Source organism: Halomonas sp. 5021 (assembly GCF_036663435.1).
Lineage (GTDB): Bacteria > Pseudomonadota > Gammaproteobacteria > Pseudomonadales > Halomonadaceae > Vreelandella > Vreelandella janggokensis.
Map to the genome: position 1 here is coordinate 69,832 of NZ_JAXOVU010000008.1, position 17,708 is coordinate 87,539.

Consider the following 17,708-nt stretch of genomic DNA (forward strand, 5'->3'; position numbering starts at 1 on the left):
GTCAGCTCATCCAATTGCCGCCATCGACGTTGAGCGTCTGGGCGACGATATAGTCACTGTCCTGGCTGGCCAGGAAGACCGCTGCACCAGTATGGTCTTCCGGCAGCCCCATACGGCCAAACGGTACGGCCTCGCCGACCAGGCGCTTTTTCTCGCCCAATGGACGGTTTTCATAGCGGGCGAACAGCGCATCCACGGTTTCCCACATCGGCGTATCCACCACGCCGGGGGCAATGCCATTGACGTTGATGCTGTGCTTGATCAAGTCCAGCCCACAGGACTGGGTAAGGCTGATCACGGCCGCCTTACTGGCGCAGTAAACGCTCACCAGCGCTTCACCACGGCGCCCCGCCTGGGACGCCATATTGATGATCTTGCCACCCTGCCCCTGGTCCACCATCGCTTTGGCCACCGCCTGAAGGGTGAAAAACATGCCTTTGGTATTAACGGCGAATTGCTTATCAAAGCTCGCCTCCGTGACCTCAAGCACAGGCGCCATATCAAATACCGCCGCGTTATTGACCAGAATATCGATGCGCCCCATGCGCTCGCGAACCTCTGCCACCATGGCGTCGATGGACGCTGTATCGCAGACATCCAGCTCAATTCCCAGCACCCGTTCCTCACCCGCTGCCTGGCGTAGCAGATTAACAGCGTCATTGACGGCCGCTGTATCAATATCGGCGACCACCACGCTGGCCCCTTCGCTGAGGTAGCGCGCGGCGATCGCCAGTCCGATACCTTTCGCCCCACCAGTCACGATGGCTACCTTACTGGTTAGCTTCATGCCGACCTCCATTGTGGGCAAGATCTTGCCACTCGCTAACCAGGTCATTTAGCCCCTTCATGTGCGGCAAGATGCGCCAGGCGCCCGCCTTACGAAGCCGCTCCGATTGGCCATCATCGACATGGCTGGCCCCCACAAAGCCAATCACCCACATACCTGCCGCGGTGGCCGCCGTCACGCCGGCCACACTATCCTCCACTACCAGACAGTCATGGGGCGCCTCTCCCATGGTCTCGGCCGCCAGTTGATAGAGCGCGGGGTCTGGCTTCGGTTGGTCGACCTGTTCTGCGGTAAAAATCGGTACATCGCCAAGGGCGGCATCCAGCCCAGTACCCGCAAGCGATGCCAGCACTCGACAGCGACGGCTGTTGGAAACCACCGCCTTGGGTAGCGTCAGCGCCCGCACAGCAGCTTCAGCACCGTCGATCGCGATGAGTTCACGTGCCAACCTCGCCTCAATGGCGGTATCGACCCGCTCCGCCGCATTCGCGGGTAACGGATAGACGCTTAACTGCTCGGCATGACGCAGAATGTTAGCAGTGGTCATGCCTAACGCCTGTCCAAGCGATTGCTCAACATCAATATCCGGCAGCCAGCGGCCAAGGTGTTCCGCCAGGGTGCCTTCGGCCAAGGCTTCGCTATCGACAAGAACACCGTCACAGTCGAAAATAAGCGCCGTCATACCGACGCCTCGGAAGACGTATTGTCCCCGTTGGCGCGATTGTCCTCGCGTGTGAGGCCCGCCAGAGGGTGCTGCTGCAAACTCGGCAGGGCCTGGCCGTCAGCCTCGAACAGGTGAGCCCGCTCCGGGGCAAAACCAAAGTGCACCGTATCGTTAACCCGGTAGGCCACATCGCCGTCGGCCATGATGGTGACGAGCTGGTCGGCCATCTGCACATAGAGCGAGGTTTGGCCGCCAAGACGTTCCAGCACCTGTATTTGCCCGACCAAGGGTCCCTGCTCTTCAAGCACCAGATGCTCGGGCCGAATACCCAGCTCCAGCGCCGCGTCGTCACCCAGATGCTGACCGTCCACCGGCACATGGCGCTCGCCGCCGCCAGGCATTCGAATACCTACCCCTTCGGGCTTGACGCCAAGCAGCGTCACGTCGAAAAAATTCATCTTCGGCGAGCCAATGAATCCGGCGACAAAACGGTTTTGGGGATGGTGATACAGCGCCATCGGCGAGCCGACCTGCTCGACGACCCCATCGCGCAGCACAACGATCTTGTCCGCCATGGTCATGGCTTCGATCTGGTCGTGGGTGACGTAGATCATGGTAGCGTCGAGCTCGTCGTGCAGACGCGCCAGCTCGATACGCATCTGCACACGCAACGCCGCATCCAGGTTGGAGAGGGGTTCATCGAACAGAAAAATGCTCGGGTTACGTACGATGGCGCGGCCAATGGCCACGCGCTGACGCTGGCCGCCGGACAGTGCCTTGGGTTTGCGGTCCCGCAGCGGTTCCAGCTGCAGAATCTTGGCCGCTTCCAGGACCTTGGCCCGGCGTTCCTCCTTGGAAACACCGGCCAGCCGCATGCTGAAGCCCATGTTGCCTTCCACCGTCATATGGGGATAAAGCGCGTAGCTCTGGAAGACCATGGCAAGCCCGCGATCGGCGGGCCCCACATCGTTCATCCGTTGGCCGTCAATCAGGATATCGCCGCCTGTGGCACTTTCCAGCCCGGCAATCATGCGCATCAGAGTGGATTTGCCGCAGCCTGAAGGACCCACAAAGACCACAAATTCACGATCTTCAACGTCAAGATCAATCCCTTTGATGACCTCGGTGTCGCCAAACTGCTTGGTAATATTGTTGAGTTGTAGGGTTGCCATAGGAAAACTCCTTTACTTGACGGCACCAAAGGTCAGGCCGCGCACCATTTGCTTCTGGGTCATCCAGCCGAGGATTAGAATGGGCGCAATCGCCATCGTGGAGGCCGCTGATAACTTGGCCCAGAACAGCCCCTCGGGGCTTGAAAACGAGGCGATATAGGCGGTCAGCGGCGCCGCTTTGGACGACGTGAGATTGAGGCTCCAGAACGCTTCATTCCAGCTCAGGATGACCGACAGCAAGCCTGTCGACGCGATGCCCGGCAGGGTCAGCGGCAAAAGCAGAAAGAACACCTCCTGGAACGTCGTGGCGCCGTCCATGCGGCCAGCTTCGAGGATGTCCTTGGGCATGTCCTTGAAGAAGGTGTAAAGCATCCACACCACAATCGGCAGGTTCATCAGCGTATAGATGATGATCAGTCCGGTGCGGGTATCCAGCAGCCCAACATCGCGGAAGATCAGATAAATCGGCACCAGTACACCAACAGGTGGCAGCATCTTGGTGGATAGCATCCACAGCAAGGTGCCTTTGGTACGCTTGGTCGGCAAAAACGCCATCGAATATGCCGAAGGAATCGCGATCAACAAGGCCAGTAGCGTCGAGCCAAAGGCCACCACGACGCTGTTAAGCGCGAAGCGTGTATAGCCCGACCGCTCCTGAACCGCTTGATAGCTCTCGAGGGTAGGCGAAAAAATAAACGACGGGTCGGCAATCGCCGCTGTCTCGGTTTTAAAGCCTGTCAGAACCATCCACAGGATGGGGAAGAAAATCACCAAGGCCACCGACCAGCCAAAGACCGTCAGCAGCAGTTTTTTGCTGTTAATGGAACGTAAGCTTGTCATCACAAGACTCCCAGGACACTTACGTGCCGGTTACTCTTCCAGGTTTTTGGCGACCATGCGGACCAGGAAGATAGCGACGATATTGGCGAGAATGATCGCGATCACCCCACCGGCGGAGGCAGTGCCGACATCGAAATCCAATAGCGCACGGATATAAATCAGATAGGCCAGGTTGGTCGTGGCAAGCCCAGGCCCGCCGGAGGTGGTGACAAAAATTTCCGCGAAGATGGTCAGCAGAAAAATCATCTCGATCATGACCACCACGCTGATGGCGCGCTTGAGGTGCGGCAGCGTGATAAAGAAGAAAATGGCGACCGGCCCCGCGCCATCCATGCGGGCGGCTTCGACCTGATCTTCGTCCAGCGACTGCATCGCCGTCAGCAGGATCAGTAGCGCGAACGGTGTCCACTGCCAGGCCACAATAATCACGATTGAGGTCAGCGGTAGCGATGAAAACCAATCCAATGCGGGCAAGCCAAACGACTCAGCCAGCCAGGCCAGCACCCCATTGGATGGGTGCATCATCATGTTTTTCCACACCAAAGCACTGACGGTGGGCATGACAAAAAACGGTGAAATCGCCAGCACGCGGGCAATGCCCCGCCCGGCAAACTCCTGCTGAAACAGCACGGCCAGCAGCGTACCGCCGACCACGGTAATCACCAGTACCCACCCCACCAACAGCAGGGTATTGCCCATCGCCGCCCAGAGCGACGGATCGGTCAGTAGATACTGATAGTTCTCGAATCCGGCAAAGCCGGTCATCTCCGGCATCAACAGGTTATAGCGCTGCAGCGAAAACCAGATCGTCATGCCCAACGGCACAACCATCCAAAGCAGCAGTAGCGTGACAGCGGGTGCTTGAAGCGACAGCGTTCTCAGCCCGCCGACGGTGCGGCCGGAAGTACGTTTCGTATTCATGGAAGTACCTGCCAGAAGGCGCAAGGAAAAACGCCTGGGCTCGAAGGCCCAGGCGTTAACCGCGTTAGTCTAAGTAACCTGCTCGCTGCATGGTGCGCTCGGTGGCGCGCTGGGCAGTATCGAGCGCCTCTTCCACCGTGCTATCACCGGTTAGCGCCGCCGCGATGCTTTGGCCGACTCGGGTACCAATCGACTGGAACTCCGGAATGCCGACGAACTGCACGCCAATGTAGGGATTGGGTTCGAGCGTCGAGTCGGTGGGATCAGCATCCTGAATCGCCTTCAGCACGAAATCGGCAAACGGGGCTGCTTCGATATAGCGCTCGTCTGCGTAGGTGGATTCACGCGTGCCGGGAGGTACGCTGGTCCAGCCTTCGGTTTCACCGACAAGTTCGACATACGCTTGCGAAGTCGCCCAGGTAATAAACTCACGCGCGGCGTCCTGATTTTCAGAAGACGCAGGGATGGCTAGCGCCCAGGACCACAACCAGTGCGAGCCTTTCGGCGTTTCGGCAATCGGCGCAGGTGCAAAGCCTAGGCTGTCGGCCACGTCGGACTCATCGCCGTCGTAGAGTTTGCCAGCCGCGGAGGTGGCATCGACCCACATACCGCAATTACCACGCGAGAACAGCGCCAGGTTTTCATTAAAGCCGTTGGAACTTGCCCCGGGTGGGCCGTAATCGTTAAGCAGGTCAACATAGAATTGAACCGCCTCAACCCAGGCGTCGGAATTAAGCTCAGGATTCCAGTCCTCGTCAAACCAGCGACCGCCAAAGGTGTTGACCAAGGTGGATACGAAGGCCATGTTTTCGCCCCAGCCTGGCTTGCCACGCAGGCAAATGCCGGCCAGGTCTTCTTCCATACCGTGCAGCTTACCGGCCCATTCGCGAACCTCTTCCCAGGTGGGTTGATCGGTCATCTCGATGCCCGCTTCCTCGAACAGGTCCTTGCGGTAGTACATCATCGAGCTTTCGGCATAAAACGGCAGCGCATGGAGCGTGTCGTCATGACTCAGACCATCGCGGACAGAGGTCAACAGGTCGTCTTCATTGTAGTCGTCGGGCAGGTTGTCAAGCGGTGACAGCCAGCCGCGTTCAGCCCAGATCGGTACTTCATAGGTGCCAATGGTCATCACATCGAACTGCCCACCACCGGTGGCGATATCCGTCGTCATGCGCTGACGCAGCACGTTTTCCTCCAACACCACCCAATCCAGGGTGATGTCAGGATGCGCCTTCTCGAATGCATCGGTGAGGCTTTGCATGATGACCATGTCGTTGTTGTTCACCGTTGCAACGGTCAGTTCGGTTTCGGCCTGGGCCTGACCAGCGAAGGCAATGGCCGCCGCCAGACTAGTAAGGGGTAAGTAACGTGCAAGTTGCATAAGGCACTCCTGTTGGCTTTGTGTTGGCATTGTTTTCGCCAGATGTTTTCTCTCAATCTGATCTCATTGATCAATAATCGATCAAATGATCGTACGAAAGCCAAAAAAAAGCAAAGCCCCGGCACTTAGACTTTACGCTAATGAATCAGCAAAACAGCATGTTGCGCCGCCACATACCTATCTCAGAGGGCTCCCAATTCTTCCGTATTGACAATGTGCCGAGCCGCTATCTCATCGGTAATCAAGCCTTTCAACCAGCCCCCCTTCAGAGCCGCATGAATGGCAGGGGCTTTGTCACGCCCGCCCGCCATGGCCACCATCATGTGTTTGCCAAAGCGCTCAAGGGGCAGGCTTGTGACCCGGCGGGTAATCGAGCAGTCGATCACCTCCCCCTGACGATTGAGCGGCCAGCCCAGCAATTCGCCGACGGCCTCCAGGCCAAGCAGCTCATCAAGCTCATCTTCACTGATAAAATGATCCTGAAACAATGTCGCTTGCCGATCGATACGGCCCACACCAATAAAGGCCGCCTCGGACTCTCTAGCCACATCGGCAATCGCCTTGAACAGGCGCTGCGACAGCATGGCCTGTTTCTCATCGAGTGACTCGGCCACTACCGGGGCGGGCAGCAAGAAGCGTTCGCCACCGGTTTTATCGGCCAGCACCATCACCGCGTCATAGCGGTTCGCCGAGCCATCCCGAGCGACATTGCCCACCAGCGAGACGAAACGGTGCTGAGGACGCTCAACGCGGCTCAGCGCCTCCACCGCCGCGCGTACCGAGCGGCCGGTGCCCAATGACAACGTCAGCGGTTCGCTACGCTCAACGAGCCGGGAAAGCCGTTCCGCCCCGGCCACTGCCAGATAGTAAGCAGCACTTTCAGGGGCATGGCTGTCAGCGGGCACCACATCACAGTAAGCCAATCCAAAGCGCTCGCGCAGTGCACTGCCCAATGCCATGCAGGTGGAAATCGGGTGATCGATATGCACCTTTACCAGGCCTTCCTGCCGGGCGAGAGCCAACAGTCGCTGCACTCCCGGCCTTGAGACGCCCAATTGAGTGGCAATGTCATCCTGCGTCATGCCGCCGACGTAGGACATCCAGGCGGCTCTGGCCGCCTGATCTATTTTTACCTCAAATTTATCCATTCGCTGGCTCGCTACCCAGGTGATTAAATTGCATCATACAAAGTCAACGGGAAGACCAGAAGTCGCCTGTTCGCTAATATGACGATAGCGCAACCCTACATCATGGTGGAATCAGGAGGCGTTAACCCATGTATAAGCTGGCATTTTTTGTCCCCGTTGAGGAAGCAGAAAGCGTCAAGGAAGCCGTGTTTGAAACCGGCGCGGGGCGCATCGGCGATTACGAGGCCTGCTGTTTCCAGACCCGGGGTACGGGTCAGTTCCGCCCGCTTAACGGAGCAGACCCGCATATTGGCAAGGTCGGCGAGCTTGAGTTCGTGGACGAGCTGAAGGTTGAACTGGTTTGCGACGACGACCATATTCAAGCCGCTATCGCTGCGTTAAAACTGGCGCATCCCTATGAAGAAGTTGCCTATGATGTCTGGGCACTGGCCGATCTCTAGGGCCTCTCAGGCACTACCGGCGTAGCGCTCACGATCCTCAGGATTGATGGCGCTGATATGCAGCGGATATTCGTGACGCACGCGATCGGCATAGAAGTGTCGGAGCGTTTGCTCAATGGTGGGAAACGCCAGCTCATCCCAGGGGATTTCGTGTTCCTCGAATAGCGCCACCTCAAGGCTTTCCGGTCCGGCGTTGAAGCCACCGGTAAGTTCCGCCCGAAAAATCATATAAACTTGGTTGATATGCGGTAAATCGATCAGCGTGTAGAGATTGGCCAGCGCCACCTCAGCGCAGGCTTCTTCACGGGTTTCGCGAGTGGCGGCCTGTTCGGTGGTTTCGGCGTTTTCCATATAGCCGGCCGGCAGGGTCCAGTACCCTCTACGCGGGGAAATGGCGCGTTTGCATAGCAATACCTTGGTACCGCTCACGGGTAGCGTCCCTGCCACAATGCGAGGGTTCTGGTAATGGATGGTGCCGCAAGTATCGCAAAGATAGCGCGGGCGATCATCGCCTTCAGGAACGGCAAAACGGACGGTATTGCCACACTGGCTGCAAAAGTTCATTGCGATTTCTCTACGGCTGCTGGGAAAAGATAACAACGCTTATGGATGCTACATGTTAGAGACACTTCGCAATCGGCTGCAACAACTCTCCCCTCAACGGCTAGACCACGCTGGCTTGCCCGAGGCGGCTGTTTTGCTGCCTATTGTCGAGCGCCCGGCCCCGACCCTGCTGTTTACCCGGCGCGCCCGCCACCTCAGTACCCACAGTGGCCAGGTGGCTTTCCCCGGCGGTATGCGCGAGCCGTACGACCACGACCTTTACGCCACGGCGCTGCGCGAGGCCCAGGAAGAGGTTGCCCTCGACCCAGGGCACGTCACGGCACTGGGCCGATTATCCGATGTCATCTCGCTGCACGGTATCCGGGTAACGCCCTGGGTGGGGATTATTCCGCCCGACCTGCCGCTGGTGGCCGATCCCGGTGAGCTGGACGCTATTTTTGAAGTGCCGTTAAGCCATTTCCTGGACGATCGGCGAACGCATACCGATGTGATTACCGTCGATGGCGTCGCCCACTACGTGCCCAGTTACCAGGTTGACGGCCATATCATTTGGGGGCTGTCTGCCATGATGCTGGTGGAACTGCTGGCCGAGGGTTTTGACATGCCGATCGACCTTTACCAGCGTCCTGACGGTGCATTGCGTCATTACCCAGAACGCAACTCGCCGACCTTGCATTCAAAACCTTTGAGAACCAACGAATGACCCCAAGCATGCATTTATCGCCTTCCGTTCTGTCATCAGCTGCCCAGGCAGAGCTGGTGGATGCGCTGGTTGAACAAGGCTGGTATGTCGGCCGGGGTGTTATTGACCTTGATCTGTGCCATGCCCTTCATCAAGAGCTGCATCATATGGCCGCGCATAACGCCTTGGATGAAGCGGGTATCGGCCGAGGAAAACAGCATCACCTGCGCAAAGACGTTCGTGGCGACGCGATCCACTGGCTCGACCGTGAAAGCGACGCTCAGCGGCGCTACTTAATGGCAATGGAAAATTTACAGCAGGTGCTCAACCAGACACTGTTCCTGGGATTGTTCGAGTACGAAGCCCATTTTGCCCACTACCCGCCCGGGGCATTTTACCAGCGCCACCTGGACAGCTTCCGCGGGCGAGCCAATCGCGTGATCTCCACGGTAGGCTACCTGAACCCTGCCTGGCCTGCCGATGGCGGCGGTGAAATGGTTCTGTACCATCCCGACGCACCCGACCAGGCAGTAGCCCGAGTGGTACCGGAAGCGGGTACCTTTGCCTGTTTCATGTCGGACACCATTCCCCACGAAGTGCTCCCCACCCAACAACCACGGGCCAGCATCGCCGGCTGGTTCCGGCGCAATGCGTCGATGGGGGGCGTGCTCGACCCGGCGCGCTAAGCCATAAACCCAACATAAAATAAAAAACGCCCTGGCCATTGCCAGGGCGTCAGTATCTGAAACAGTCAACATTGGTCAAGCAATCAGCTTGACCCGTTCGTTGTCAGCGGAGACTCAGTGTTTGAGCTTTGCCGTCATACTGATCTCGGCGTTGAGCACCTTGGAGACCGGGCAATTGGCCTTGGCCGTTTCTGCCGCTTCTTTAAAGGTCGCCTCATCGGCACCGTCCACCTGAGCTTCAACGTCCAGATGAATTTTCGAGATATCGAACCCGGCGTCGCTCTGAGAGAGCGTCACATTGGCGCTGGTCTCGATAGAGGTGGCGGTTAGGTCTTTTTCACCCAACACCATCGACAAGGCCATGGAAAAACAGCTGGCGTGGGCGGCGCCGATCAGTTCTTCAGGGTTGGTGCCTTTTTCGTCTTCAAAGCGCTTCTTGAATGAATAGCTGGCGTCGAGTACGCCGCTTTCCGTGGCAACATGGCCACGACCATCTTTCAGTCCACCTTCCCAACGTGCGCTTGCTTTACGATCCATGGATAGCTCCTTTCGCGTCAAATGTCAGGTTATTGATGGAGCCGCCAGTAACGGCAGCCACTTCACCAGCGTAGCTGATTTTTGCCGCTCTGCCGACAGCCCAGGTTCCATTGACGCCAGGACGGTCGTAAGCTGTCGGCTCAATGCCAACCCTTTTGTGCAAGGACTCGCCATGTCGTCGGCAGATGCGCTGAAATTAGTGCTGCTTTCCTCTCTCTGGGGATTATCGTTTATTTTTATGCGCGTCGCCGTACCCGAGTTTGGTCCGATTCCGCTGATATTGGTACGTATGGGGATAGGTGCATTGCTGTTACTGCCGTTTCTTCTCAGCGCCCGCTATTTGCATCTGATATGGCAGCACAAGGGACCGCTACTGTTACTTGGCATTATCAACCACGTGCTGCCTTTCTCACTGCTGGCCCTGGCGACGACGCGCCTGGAAGCAGGGTTCACGTCGCTGATCAACGCCACCACGCCAATTTTTACAGCGCTTATCGGGGCATTCTTCTTTGCCACGCCGATCATCCGCCAGCAATACCTCGGGTTGGCACTCGCCCTGGCAGGTGTTTATGTGCTGTCGGCCAATCGGCTCGACTTCGCGGTAGGCGGCGACGGCTGGTTTATCCTGGCGGTGTTGGGGGCGACATTCTGCTACGGCATTGCCGGTAACTATTCGAAAACCCGCTTGAGCCATCTACCCAGCCGTGTGCTGGCGGCCGGTAGCTGTGCGATGTCGGCCACCGTGCTGTTGATACCGGGCATTCTACTGTGGCCAGGCGAGTCTATATCTCCACTGGCATGGGGTAACGCCTTGGCACTGGCGATCCTAAGCACCACGCTGGCTTTTTTGCTTTACTTCGGCTTGCTCGCCAGCGCCGGAGCCACCGCAACATCCACCGTCACGTTTCTGGTGCCGGTCAGCGCGTTACTTTGGGGCTACCTGCTGCTGGGCGAGACGCTCAGCCTGCAAATTATCGCAGGGATGTTGATCACGCTACTGGGCACCGCAATTGCCACACGCCTATTACGTTTCAGGCGTCGCGCTCGCTTGCCTCAAGCGCCGCCCCCACCCGGATAATCGCACCGTCTCCGCCGGTCAAGGTGGCATTCTGACCAAAATGGGCGCCTTTCAAGTCAGGCTGGGTATTCAGCGACAGCAGCGTTTTCAGCGGTTCACCCGGCTCGGGAACCGCAGCTGTCTGCTGGTCGATGGTGGTGATCTTGCAGCGCTGGCAGGGTTTACGCAGCGTAAACTGAAATGTCCCCGTGGACTCACTTAACGTGGCCCAGCGGTCTTCCGCCCAGGGTAGGTCGCACTCGATCACCACATTGGGGCGAAAGCGACTCATCGGCACCGGCGCTTGACCACCTGCGGTCAAGGCATCGTTCAAGGCGTCGAGCGAGCCGGTGGTGGTCAATAAAAAGGGGTAACCGTCGGAAAAATAGGTATGCGCCGCCCCGCCATCCAGAAAATCCTCTTCGACGGCACGGGTAAATTCGGTGGCAAAGCGCACCAGGCTCATCCCCCAGGCCTGCTCGCCGAGCGCGGCTTCGAGCCATTGTGTGACCTCTGGGCCTTCCGGAAGCGCTTTGCAGTGGTCATCCCAGACGCTAACCAGGCGTAGATTACCTTCCGGCTCTGCCAGCGGTACGCTCAGTGGCTCGACGTCGGGATGTGAGAGCACCAGGTGGTCGTCGGTCAGTGCAACGCCAATCGTCGCCAGGGCGGGCAACTGGCGCTGGGTCACAAACCGTTGCCGGTCGTCGACCAGCATCCAGCGGCGATCCCAGGCAAGCCCATGCGCATGTAGCCGGGTTTGCTCCAGGGTGATTCCCTGCAGTGATTTAACCGGGTAAACGTTCAGCTGGACAATCTTCATGGCGGCCCCCTTTAAAGAAAACGCTTACTTTAGCCAGTTGCCTGCCGCTTCGCCAGACGTGAAGGGTTCACAGGGTGCTACCTGCTTCAATGGCGTAGCCCAGATCGACCACCTTGTGCGTTACCGGGGCGCCTTCGATACGTGCCAGCAGCGCCTGGGCAGCCGCCTTGCCGATAGCTTGGCGGGGTGTGATCACACTGGCGAGCCGAGGGGTCATTGCCTGGCCAACGTCGTGACCGTGAAAACCGGCAATCGCCATTTGTTCGGGAACCTTGATGCCACGCCGCTGGCATTCAAAAAAGGCCCCTACTGCCACGTCATCATTGGTACAGAAGACCCCATCGGCGCCGGGATACTCGCACATGATCTGTTCGAGCAGCGACGCCCCCACGGTATACGAAGAGCGCAAAGTGCTGTACAGCGTCACGGGCGGCAGGCCATGGGCCTCCATGGCATCGCGATAGCCCTGCTCGCGCTGCCGGGTACGCTCGTCAAGCCGCACCGCCAGGTAAATGACCTGCCGCCGACCGCGGCGAATCATCTCGCTGACCATGTCAAAAGCCGCACGGACGTTGTCATAGCCCACCGCCTGCTGAAGTGGCGCACGGTGAGTGTCCATGATTTCAACAATCGGGATGCCTGCGGTTTCCAGCATCCGCAGGCTGCGGTCGGTATGATCCCGGTCGGAGAGAATCACGCCATCGACATTGTAGGAAAGCAACGACGCCAGGCTGCGCTCTTCAAGCTCGGGGCTATAGCCATAGTGGGACAGCATCAGATGGTAGCCGGCGGGTTCCGTCAGGGTTTCGATGCCGACGATAACGTCAGCAAACACCTGGTTAGTGAGCGATGGCACCAGCACGCCTATCGAGTGGCTAGTGGCCCTGGAGAGCAAGTCGGGCGCACGGTTGGGGATATAGCCGATGTCTTCCGCCGTCGAAAAGATGCGCTCGCGCAAGCCTTCAGACACCGTTTCAGGATCGCGCAGGCAGCGGCTCACCGTCATCTTGGTGGCGCCAACGCGATCCGCGATATCCTGCAAGGTGGGTCGCTTTTTTTTCAATCGAAGGCCTTCTACAACAGATGTCAGGGGCCTTAGCCTAACGAAACCTTGGCCCGAAGACGATGCCCGCTTAGTAGGGGGGCCTGGCCGATGCAGACAGTGTCGCGATAAATTCGTGCACAATCTGATGAGGGTTTAACGCAATCGAGAGGCTAACCGCCTCTGACGGATCCGGAGGTTCCAGGTCGGCCAACTGGCTTGCCAGCATTGTATCGCCCTTGAAAAAGTGACCCGCCCGTGTAGTGAGCCGCTCATGCAGAAGATCACGGCTGCCTTCCAGGTAGAGTATACGCAGCCCCGGATCTCCCACGCGCAGGCGGTCACGGTAGCGTTTTTTAAGGCCCGAACAGGCAATCACTACCGAGCGGTCCGCTCGGTAGTACTCGGCAAACAGGCCAGCAAGCGTGTCCAGCCATTCCCGGCGATCATCATCGTCAAGCGGGGTTCCGCTGGCCATCTTGGCCACATTGGCGGGTGAATGATGATCATCGCCGTCTATGAAGGTCGCCCCCAGGGAGGCCGCCAACGCCTGTCCAATATGAGACTTACCCGAACCGGACACGCCCATCACCAGAATGCGCTGAGAAGCACTTTCCATACTGACGCTCCTGTTTAATTGCCGCGCACAGCGGTGAGATCCGGTAACCAGGTGACCACGCCCGGAAAGGCGATCAATATTACCAGCACCACCAGTAGCGCGGCATAATACGGCAGCATCGCACGCACTAATGACTCCATGGATACCTTACCGACCCCGCACCCTACATACAGACAGGTGCCAACCGGCGGTGTCAGCAGGCCAACCCCGAGAATAAAGGCCATCAGCACGCCGAAGTAGACCTCATCCACCCCTACGGAGGTGACAATGGGTGCCAGCATCGGCGCCATGATCACCATGGCAGGCGTCAGATCCATCACAAAGCCCACCACCAACAGCAAAGCAGCCACAATCAACAATAGCAAGAAAGGATCCTGGGTGATCGACTGCACTTGAGACACCAGGGTTTGCGGGACCATGTTGATGGTCAGGAACCAGGCAATCACGGTGGCAAACGCCAGCAGCATCATCACCATACCGGTAAGACGAGCCGTGCGGATCAACATGCCGCCCAATGCCTTGATGCTGAACTCACGATACACCAGCAGGGAAATCGCCAGCGCGTAGAGTAATGCGGCAACGGCTGCTTCAGTGGCCGTAAAGATACCGCCAATAATACCGCCAATCACAATGACCGGAAGTACCAGCGCCAGCCAGGCATCTTTAAAGGCTTTCCAGAGGGCATCCCAACGGAACTTGCGCACCCCACCGCCCTGCTTACTCGCCAGAATGAAAGTGGTCACCATCAGTGCAAAGCCGATCATCATCCCCGGGACAATACCGGCAATGAACAGACGGCTGATCGAGGTTTCGGTCACAATGCCGTAGAGAATCAGCGGAATGGAGGGCGGAATGATAATGCCGATTACCGATGACACGGTGTTAATCGCCGTGGCGTTAGCGGCAGTGTAGCCCTGCTGTTTCATCGACGGGATCATCATGGCCCCTGTGGCGGCCGTATCGGCCACTGCCGAACCGCTGATACCGCCAAAGAACATAGAGCCGGTGATCGCGACCTGGCCCAGGCCACCGCGCATAAAGCCGACCAGCGCCCCGGCCAGTTCCATCAGGCGACGTGCGATGCCCCCCTGGCTCATCACCTCCCCCACCAGAATGAAGAAGGGAATCGCCAGCAGCGGAAAGCTGTTCACTCCTCGAATCGACTGCTCGATCATGATCGACAGGGGAATATCCGAGAGCACCGCCATTACCACCGCGGCAACCCCTAAGCCAAAGGCAATCGGCAGGCCCAGCACAATAGAAATCAATAAGATACCCAGAAAAATCCACAACATGGCTCAGGCCCCCTTTTCTGGCTGGCGAATGATGCAAAGACTCACCCACATCCGCCATAGCGACACCACGGCGATAAATAAAACGCACAGCACCAGTGACAAACTCAACAGACTCAATGGCACATTCAAAATCGCCGAGCGGCCACTGGAGTTCGCGATGACTTGGTACCCGCCAACTAACATCACGCCCATCAAGGCGGTAATAATCAAATGCTGAATAAAATAAAGCAGATGGGCAAAACGCATGGGCAGACGGCGTACCAAGGCGTCTACCGCAATATGTTCATAGCGCGCAAAGGCGGCTGCGGCCCCGATGAACACCAACCAGATAAAGAGCATACGCGCCAGTTCATCCGCCCAGGGCAGCGAATGATTAAACACCGCACGACCCACCACATTGCAGGAAACAGACGCAATCAGCGCGACCAGAATAGCGCCGATCAGATACTCCATGCCCAGGGTTAGCCAGCGAAACACAGCGGGGCCTTGGGCGGTGTCAGTGTGAAGTTCTAACTGTTTGCGATTGGGATCATCCAGATACACCGAAGGATCTTCGATCACGGGATCGTCAAGCGTAGTCGTCTGGGAAGTGGTCATGATAACTCCGGAGATACTGACAACTCGGGCAGGCCAATGGGCCTGCCCGATCACCAACAAAGGCGAGGGTTATTCGGTGCTGTCGTCGACAATCGCTTGAATGTCTTGAATCAGCTCTTCGCCAATGCGCGGCGCCCACTCTTCGTATACCGGCTGCACCGCTTCCTGGAAGGCTTCCAACTGCTCGTCATTGAGGCGAGTGATTTGCATACCACGCTCTTCAAGCTGCTCCCGCGACCACGTATCGTACTCCGCCGACAGCTGAATTTCGTACTCGGCCGATTGACGCGCCGCTTCCATCACCAGCTCCTGGTACTCAGGTGCCATGCTGTCCCAGGTGCGTTCGGAAAGCATCATGATAAACGGCGTGTAAACGTGACGGGTTTCGGTACCGTAATCCTGAACTTCGTGAAAGTTGGACGTCAGGATGGTGCTCCAGGGGTTTTCCTGGCCATCGACAACGCCTTGCTCCATCGCCGAGAAAAGCTCGCCAAACGCCATGGGCGTAGGGTTGGCGCCCAGCGTTTCCCAGATGTCCAGATGCACCGGGTTTTCCATGGTGCGTACGCTCAGGCCACGCACATCAAGGCCAGCAACATCTTCCGGCGTTTCAACCGGACGAGCGCTGTTGGAAAGCTGGCGATAGCCATTCTCAGAAAAAGCCAGCGGCTTCAGGCCAGAACCTTCAAAGCCTTCCAGCAGTTCCAGTGCCACATCGCTTTGCAGGACCTCAATCGCCGCTTCACGGCTGGGCAGCAAAAACGGCAGGTCAAACACGGCGAGTTCTTCAACATAGCCCGTGGCTGCAGAGCTGGACGGGTAGGTCATGTCCAGCGTGCCGGTTTGCAGCATTTCGAGCATCTGGACGTCGTCACCCAACTGGCTGTTGGGGAAGACATTGACGGTGATACGCCCATCGGTGCGCTTTTCGAGAATCTCACCGAAATACTGGCTGGAAATGTACTGCGGCGAGTTTTCCGATAGGCCGATACCCATACGCAGCGTATGGGAGCCATGGTCGCCCACCTTATCGCCATCGATTTCAGGCGGATCGGAAAGTTCGGGGCTTTGGGCATGGGCCATGCCCAGTGTCAGGGTTGTTGCGCCAACCAGAGTCAGTGTGTTGCGCCAAATTGCAGTCATGACGTATCTCCATACAGATCATTGTTGTTGATAATGATGATTGATAGCGGATGAATGGCATCGCCACCGAGTGAACGTTGCCGGCCACGACGATTATCGACGCTTTGTTACCGGTAACATTGGTTAAGCGAAGGCTAGCCATCTGCCATCACGGTGTCAAAGCGAAACAGGTAAATTGCGACCAAGGTATAGAGCGCTAGCCACTCCACGGTGGATCACGCTACATTAAGGTCACGCATTTTGTTACGGAGCCTTCATGGCCGACGCCCCGACCTGTAGCGAACTGGAACTCGATAACCAGCTTTGTTTCGCGCTTTACTCCACGTCCCTGATGATGACCAAGGTCTATAAGCCGCTGCTTAAAGAACTGGGGCTTACCTACCCCCAATACCTTGCAATGCTGGTGCTCTGGCAGGAAGACGGCATTACCGTCAGCACATTGAGCAAGCGCTTACTCACTGACCCTGGCTCGGTCACGCCGCTGCTTAAACGGCTTGAAGCCGATCAGCTACTGATCAGGCAGCGTAGCTGCCAGGATGAGCGGGTCGTGGAGCTTTTTCTAACCGATCGAGGACGCGCAATGCGCGAGCAGGCGCGCCACATCCCCAGCTGCGTGGTCAATGCTAGCGAGCAGTCCATTGAGGCACTCACCCAGCTCAAGGACGACCTGGTCAAACTTCGAGATAAACTGCAGCAGTCCCAGTAATCAGCCTATCGCCAGTCCGGCTACACAGCGCTCCCTCATTTACCTTGCGCACAAACTAAAGCTGCACTAACCTATTGATCACGTCCATGATGTGTACAAGCTGGGTAAACCCTACTTATCGAATTATTCAGGGAGTATTGACGATGTCGATTGAAACCATTGCCTACCGTGCCCACGCCACCGCTACCGGCGGCCGCGAGGGTCATGCCAAATCGTCGGACGGCGCGTTGAGCGTCAAGCTAAGCACGCCCAAAGAACTGGGCGGCCCCGGCGGCGACGGCACCAATCCCGAACAGCTTTTTGCAGCAGGTTACTCAGCCTGCTTTTTAGGCGCCCTTAAACACGTTGCCAGCCAAGAAAAAGTCAAGCTGCCAGACGATACCCAAATTAACGGCCACGTTGGCATTGGGGCTATTCCGACCGGTTTTGGCATTGAAGTGGAACTCGAAATCAGCCTGCCCGGCCTTGAAAAAGACGTGGCGCAAATGCTGGTCGATAAGGCCCACGTTGTCTGCCCCTACTCCAATGCAACGCGCGGTAATATCGACGTCACACTGACAGTGGTATAAGGTCGATAGTCAGCGAACCATCAGCCACCGCA

General features: G+C 57.6%; 21 protein-coding genes. 6 read left to right on the forward strand and 15 right to left on the reverse strand.

Translation table 11 applies throughout. The annotated features are described in order from the left end of the window. Position 1: 1 nt before the first annotated feature. The 7 genes from R3F64_RS13545 to R3F64_RS13575 all read right to left on the reverse strand — a co-directional run bounded on the left by R3F64_RS13545 (position 2) and on the right by R3F64_RS13575 (position 6,916). A complete protein-coding gene (locus tag R3F64_RS13545) occupies positions 2-787 on the reverse strand; it encodes an L-iditol 2-dehydrogenase (RefSeq protein WP_199283705.1) in 786 nt (261 codons plus the stop codon). After that, positions 771-1,469 carry an HAD family hydrolase gene (locus R3F64_RS13550; protein ID WP_199283706.1) on the reverse strand — a complete coding sequence of 233 codons (699 nt, stop codon included), beginning with the start codon at positions 1,467-1,469 and terminating at the stop codon, positions 771-773. The genes R3F64_RS13545 and R3F64_RS13550 overlap by 17 nt, the downstream gene beginning before the upstream one ends. Then, entirely contained in the window at positions 1,466-2,623 is a 1,158-nt protein-coding gene (locus tag R3F64_RS13555) for an ABC transporter ATP-binding protein (RefSeq protein WP_332611987.1), read from the reverse strand. The genes R3F64_RS13550 and R3F64_RS13555 overlap by 4 nt, the downstream gene beginning before the upstream one ends. Before the next feature lie 12 nt (positions 2,624-2,635). Then, positions 2,636-3,463, reverse strand: a complete 828-nt coding sequence (locus R3F64_RS13560) for a carbohydrate ABC transporter permease (protein ID WP_199283708.1) — start codon at positions 3,461-3,463, stop codon at positions 2,636-2,638. Positions 3,464-3,493: 30 nt separating this feature from the next. Beyond that, entirely contained in the window at positions 3,494-4,384 is an 891-nt protein-coding gene (locus R3F64_RS13565; protein WP_085918885.1) for a carbohydrate ABC transporter permease, read from the reverse strand. A 64-nt stretch (positions 4,385-4,448) separates the two neighbouring features. Continuing rightward, positions 4,449-5,768 carry an ABC transporter substrate-binding protein gene (locus R3F64_RS13570; RefSeq protein WP_085918884.1) on the reverse strand — a complete coding sequence of 440 codons (1,320 nt, stop codon included), beginning with the start codon at positions 5,766-5,768 and terminating at the stop codon, positions 4,449-4,451. A 182-nt stretch (positions 5,769-5,950) separates the two neighbouring features. Beyond that, positions 5,951-6,916, reverse strand: a complete 966-nt coding sequence (locus tag R3F64_RS13575) for a sugar-binding transcriptional regulator (RefSeq protein WP_085918883.1) — start codon at positions 6,914-6,916, stop codon at positions 5,951-5,953. Between the two features lie 128 nt (positions 6,917-7,044). Between R3F64_RS13575 and R3F64_RS13580 the strand changes: the two genes are divergently transcribed. Then, on the forward strand, positions 7,045-7,356 hold the full coding sequence (locus R3F64_RS13580) for an NGG1p interacting factor NIF3 (protein WP_085918882.1): 312 nt from the start codon (positions 7,045-7,047) through the stop codon (positions 7,354-7,356). A gap of 6 nt (positions 7,357-7,362) precedes the next feature. Here the strand turns inward: R3F64_RS13580 and R3F64_RS13585 are convergent, their stop codons facing one another. Beyond that, positions 7,363-7,920, reverse strand: a complete 558-nt coding sequence (locus R3F64_RS13585) for an NUDIX hydrolase (RefSeq protein WP_085918881.1) — start codon at positions 7,918-7,920, stop codon at positions 7,363-7,365. A gap of 52 nt (positions 7,921-7,972) precedes the next feature. Here R3F64_RS13585 and R3F64_RS13590 point away from each other — a divergent pair, with 52 nt between their 5' ends. Both R3F64_RS13590 and R3F64_RS13595 read left to right on the forward strand, forming a co-directional pair. Continuing rightward, positions 7,973-8,623 (forward strand): CoA pyrophosphatase, encoded by a 651-nt coding sequence (locus tag R3F64_RS13590; RefSeq protein ID WP_085918880.1) that lies wholly within the window; start codon positions 7,973-7,975, stop codon positions 8,621-8,623. Between the two features lie 8 nt (positions 8,624-8,631). Beyond that, the gene (locus R3F64_RS13595; RefSeq protein WP_233337244.1) at positions 8,632-9,288 is read left to right on the forward strand and encodes a 2OG-Fe(II) oxygenase; all 657 of its coding nucleotides are present in this window, start codon (positions 8,632-8,634) and stop codon (positions 9,286-9,288) included. 114 nt (positions 9,289-9,402) lie between these two features. On the opposite strand, the gene R3F64_RS13600 is transcribed toward R3F64_RS13595, so the two are convergent. Next, a complete protein-coding gene (locus R3F64_RS13600; protein ID WP_085918878.1) occupies positions 9,403-9,825 on the reverse strand; it encodes an OsmC family protein in 423 nt (140 codons plus the stop codon). A gap of 172 nt (positions 9,826-9,997) precedes the next feature. Here R3F64_RS13600 and R3F64_RS13605 point away from each other — a divergent pair, with 172 nt between their 5' ends. Further along, positions 9,998-10,903 (forward strand): DMT family transporter, encoded by a 906-nt coding sequence (locus tag R3F64_RS13605; protein WP_085918978.1) that lies wholly within the window; start codon positions 9,998-10,000, stop codon positions 10,901-10,903. On the opposite strand, the gene R3F64_RS13610 is transcribed toward R3F64_RS13605, so the two are convergent. The 6 genes from R3F64_RS13610 to R3F64_RS13635 all read right to left on the reverse strand — a co-directional run bounded on the left by R3F64_RS13610 (position 10,857) and on the right by R3F64_RS13635 (position 16,401). Beyond that, the gene (locus R3F64_RS13610; RefSeq protein ID WP_199283709.1) at positions 10,857-11,705 is read right to left on the reverse strand and encodes an MOSC domain-containing protein; all 849 of its coding nucleotides are present in this window, start codon (positions 11,703-11,705) and stop codon (positions 10,857-10,859) included. The genes R3F64_RS13605 and R3F64_RS13610 overlap by 47 nt on opposite strands. Before the next feature lie 67 nt (positions 11,706-11,772). Further along, positions 11,773-12,768 carry a gluconate operon transcriptional repressor GntR gene (gene gntR, locus R3F64_RS13615; RefSeq protein ID WP_199283710.1) on the reverse strand — a complete coding sequence of 332 codons (996 nt, stop codon included), beginning with the start codon at positions 12,766-12,768 and terminating at the stop codon, positions 11,773-11,775. Between the two features lie 70 nt (positions 12,769-12,838). Next, the gene (locus R3F64_RS13620; protein ID WP_066318698.1) at positions 12,839-13,366 is read right to left on the reverse strand and encodes a gluconokinase; all 528 of its coding nucleotides are present in this window, start codon (positions 13,364-13,366) and stop codon (positions 12,839-12,841) included. 14 nt (positions 13,367-13,380) lie between these two features. Next, positions 13,381-14,661 (reverse strand): TRAP transporter large permease, encoded by a 1,281-nt coding sequence (locus R3F64_RS13625; protein ID WP_066318705.1) that lies wholly within the window; start codon positions 14,659-14,661, stop codon positions 13,381-13,383. Positions 14,662-14,664: 3 nt separating this feature from the next. Further along, on the reverse strand, positions 14,665-15,258 hold the full coding sequence (locus R3F64_RS13630; protein WP_199283711.1) for a TRAP transporter small permease: 594 nt from the start codon (positions 15,256-15,258) through the stop codon (positions 14,665-14,667). Positions 15,259-15,327: 69 nt separating this feature from the next. Then, complete coding sequence (locus tag R3F64_RS13635) at positions 15,328-16,401, reverse strand: TRAP transporter substrate-binding protein (protein ID WP_199283712.1); 1,074 nt, start codon at positions 16,399-16,401, stop codon at positions 15,328-15,330. 256 nt (positions 16,402-16,657) lie between these two features. Here R3F64_RS13635 and R3F64_RS13640 point away from each other — a divergent pair, with 256 nt between their 5' ends. Both R3F64_RS13640 and R3F64_RS13645 read left to right on the forward strand, forming a co-directional pair. Next, entirely contained in the window at positions 16,658-17,107 is a 450-nt protein-coding gene (locus R3F64_RS13640) for a MarR family winged helix-turn-helix transcriptional regulator (RefSeq protein WP_066318717.1), read from the forward strand. Positions 17,108-17,250: 143 nt separating this feature from the next. Continuing rightward, the gene (locus tag R3F64_RS13645; protein WP_066318718.1) at positions 17,251-17,676 is read left to right on the forward strand and encodes an organic hydroperoxide resistance protein; all 426 of its coding nucleotides are present in this window, start codon (positions 17,251-17,253) and stop codon (positions 17,674-17,676) included. The last annotated feature ends 32 nt before the right edge of the window (positions 17,677-17,708 follow it).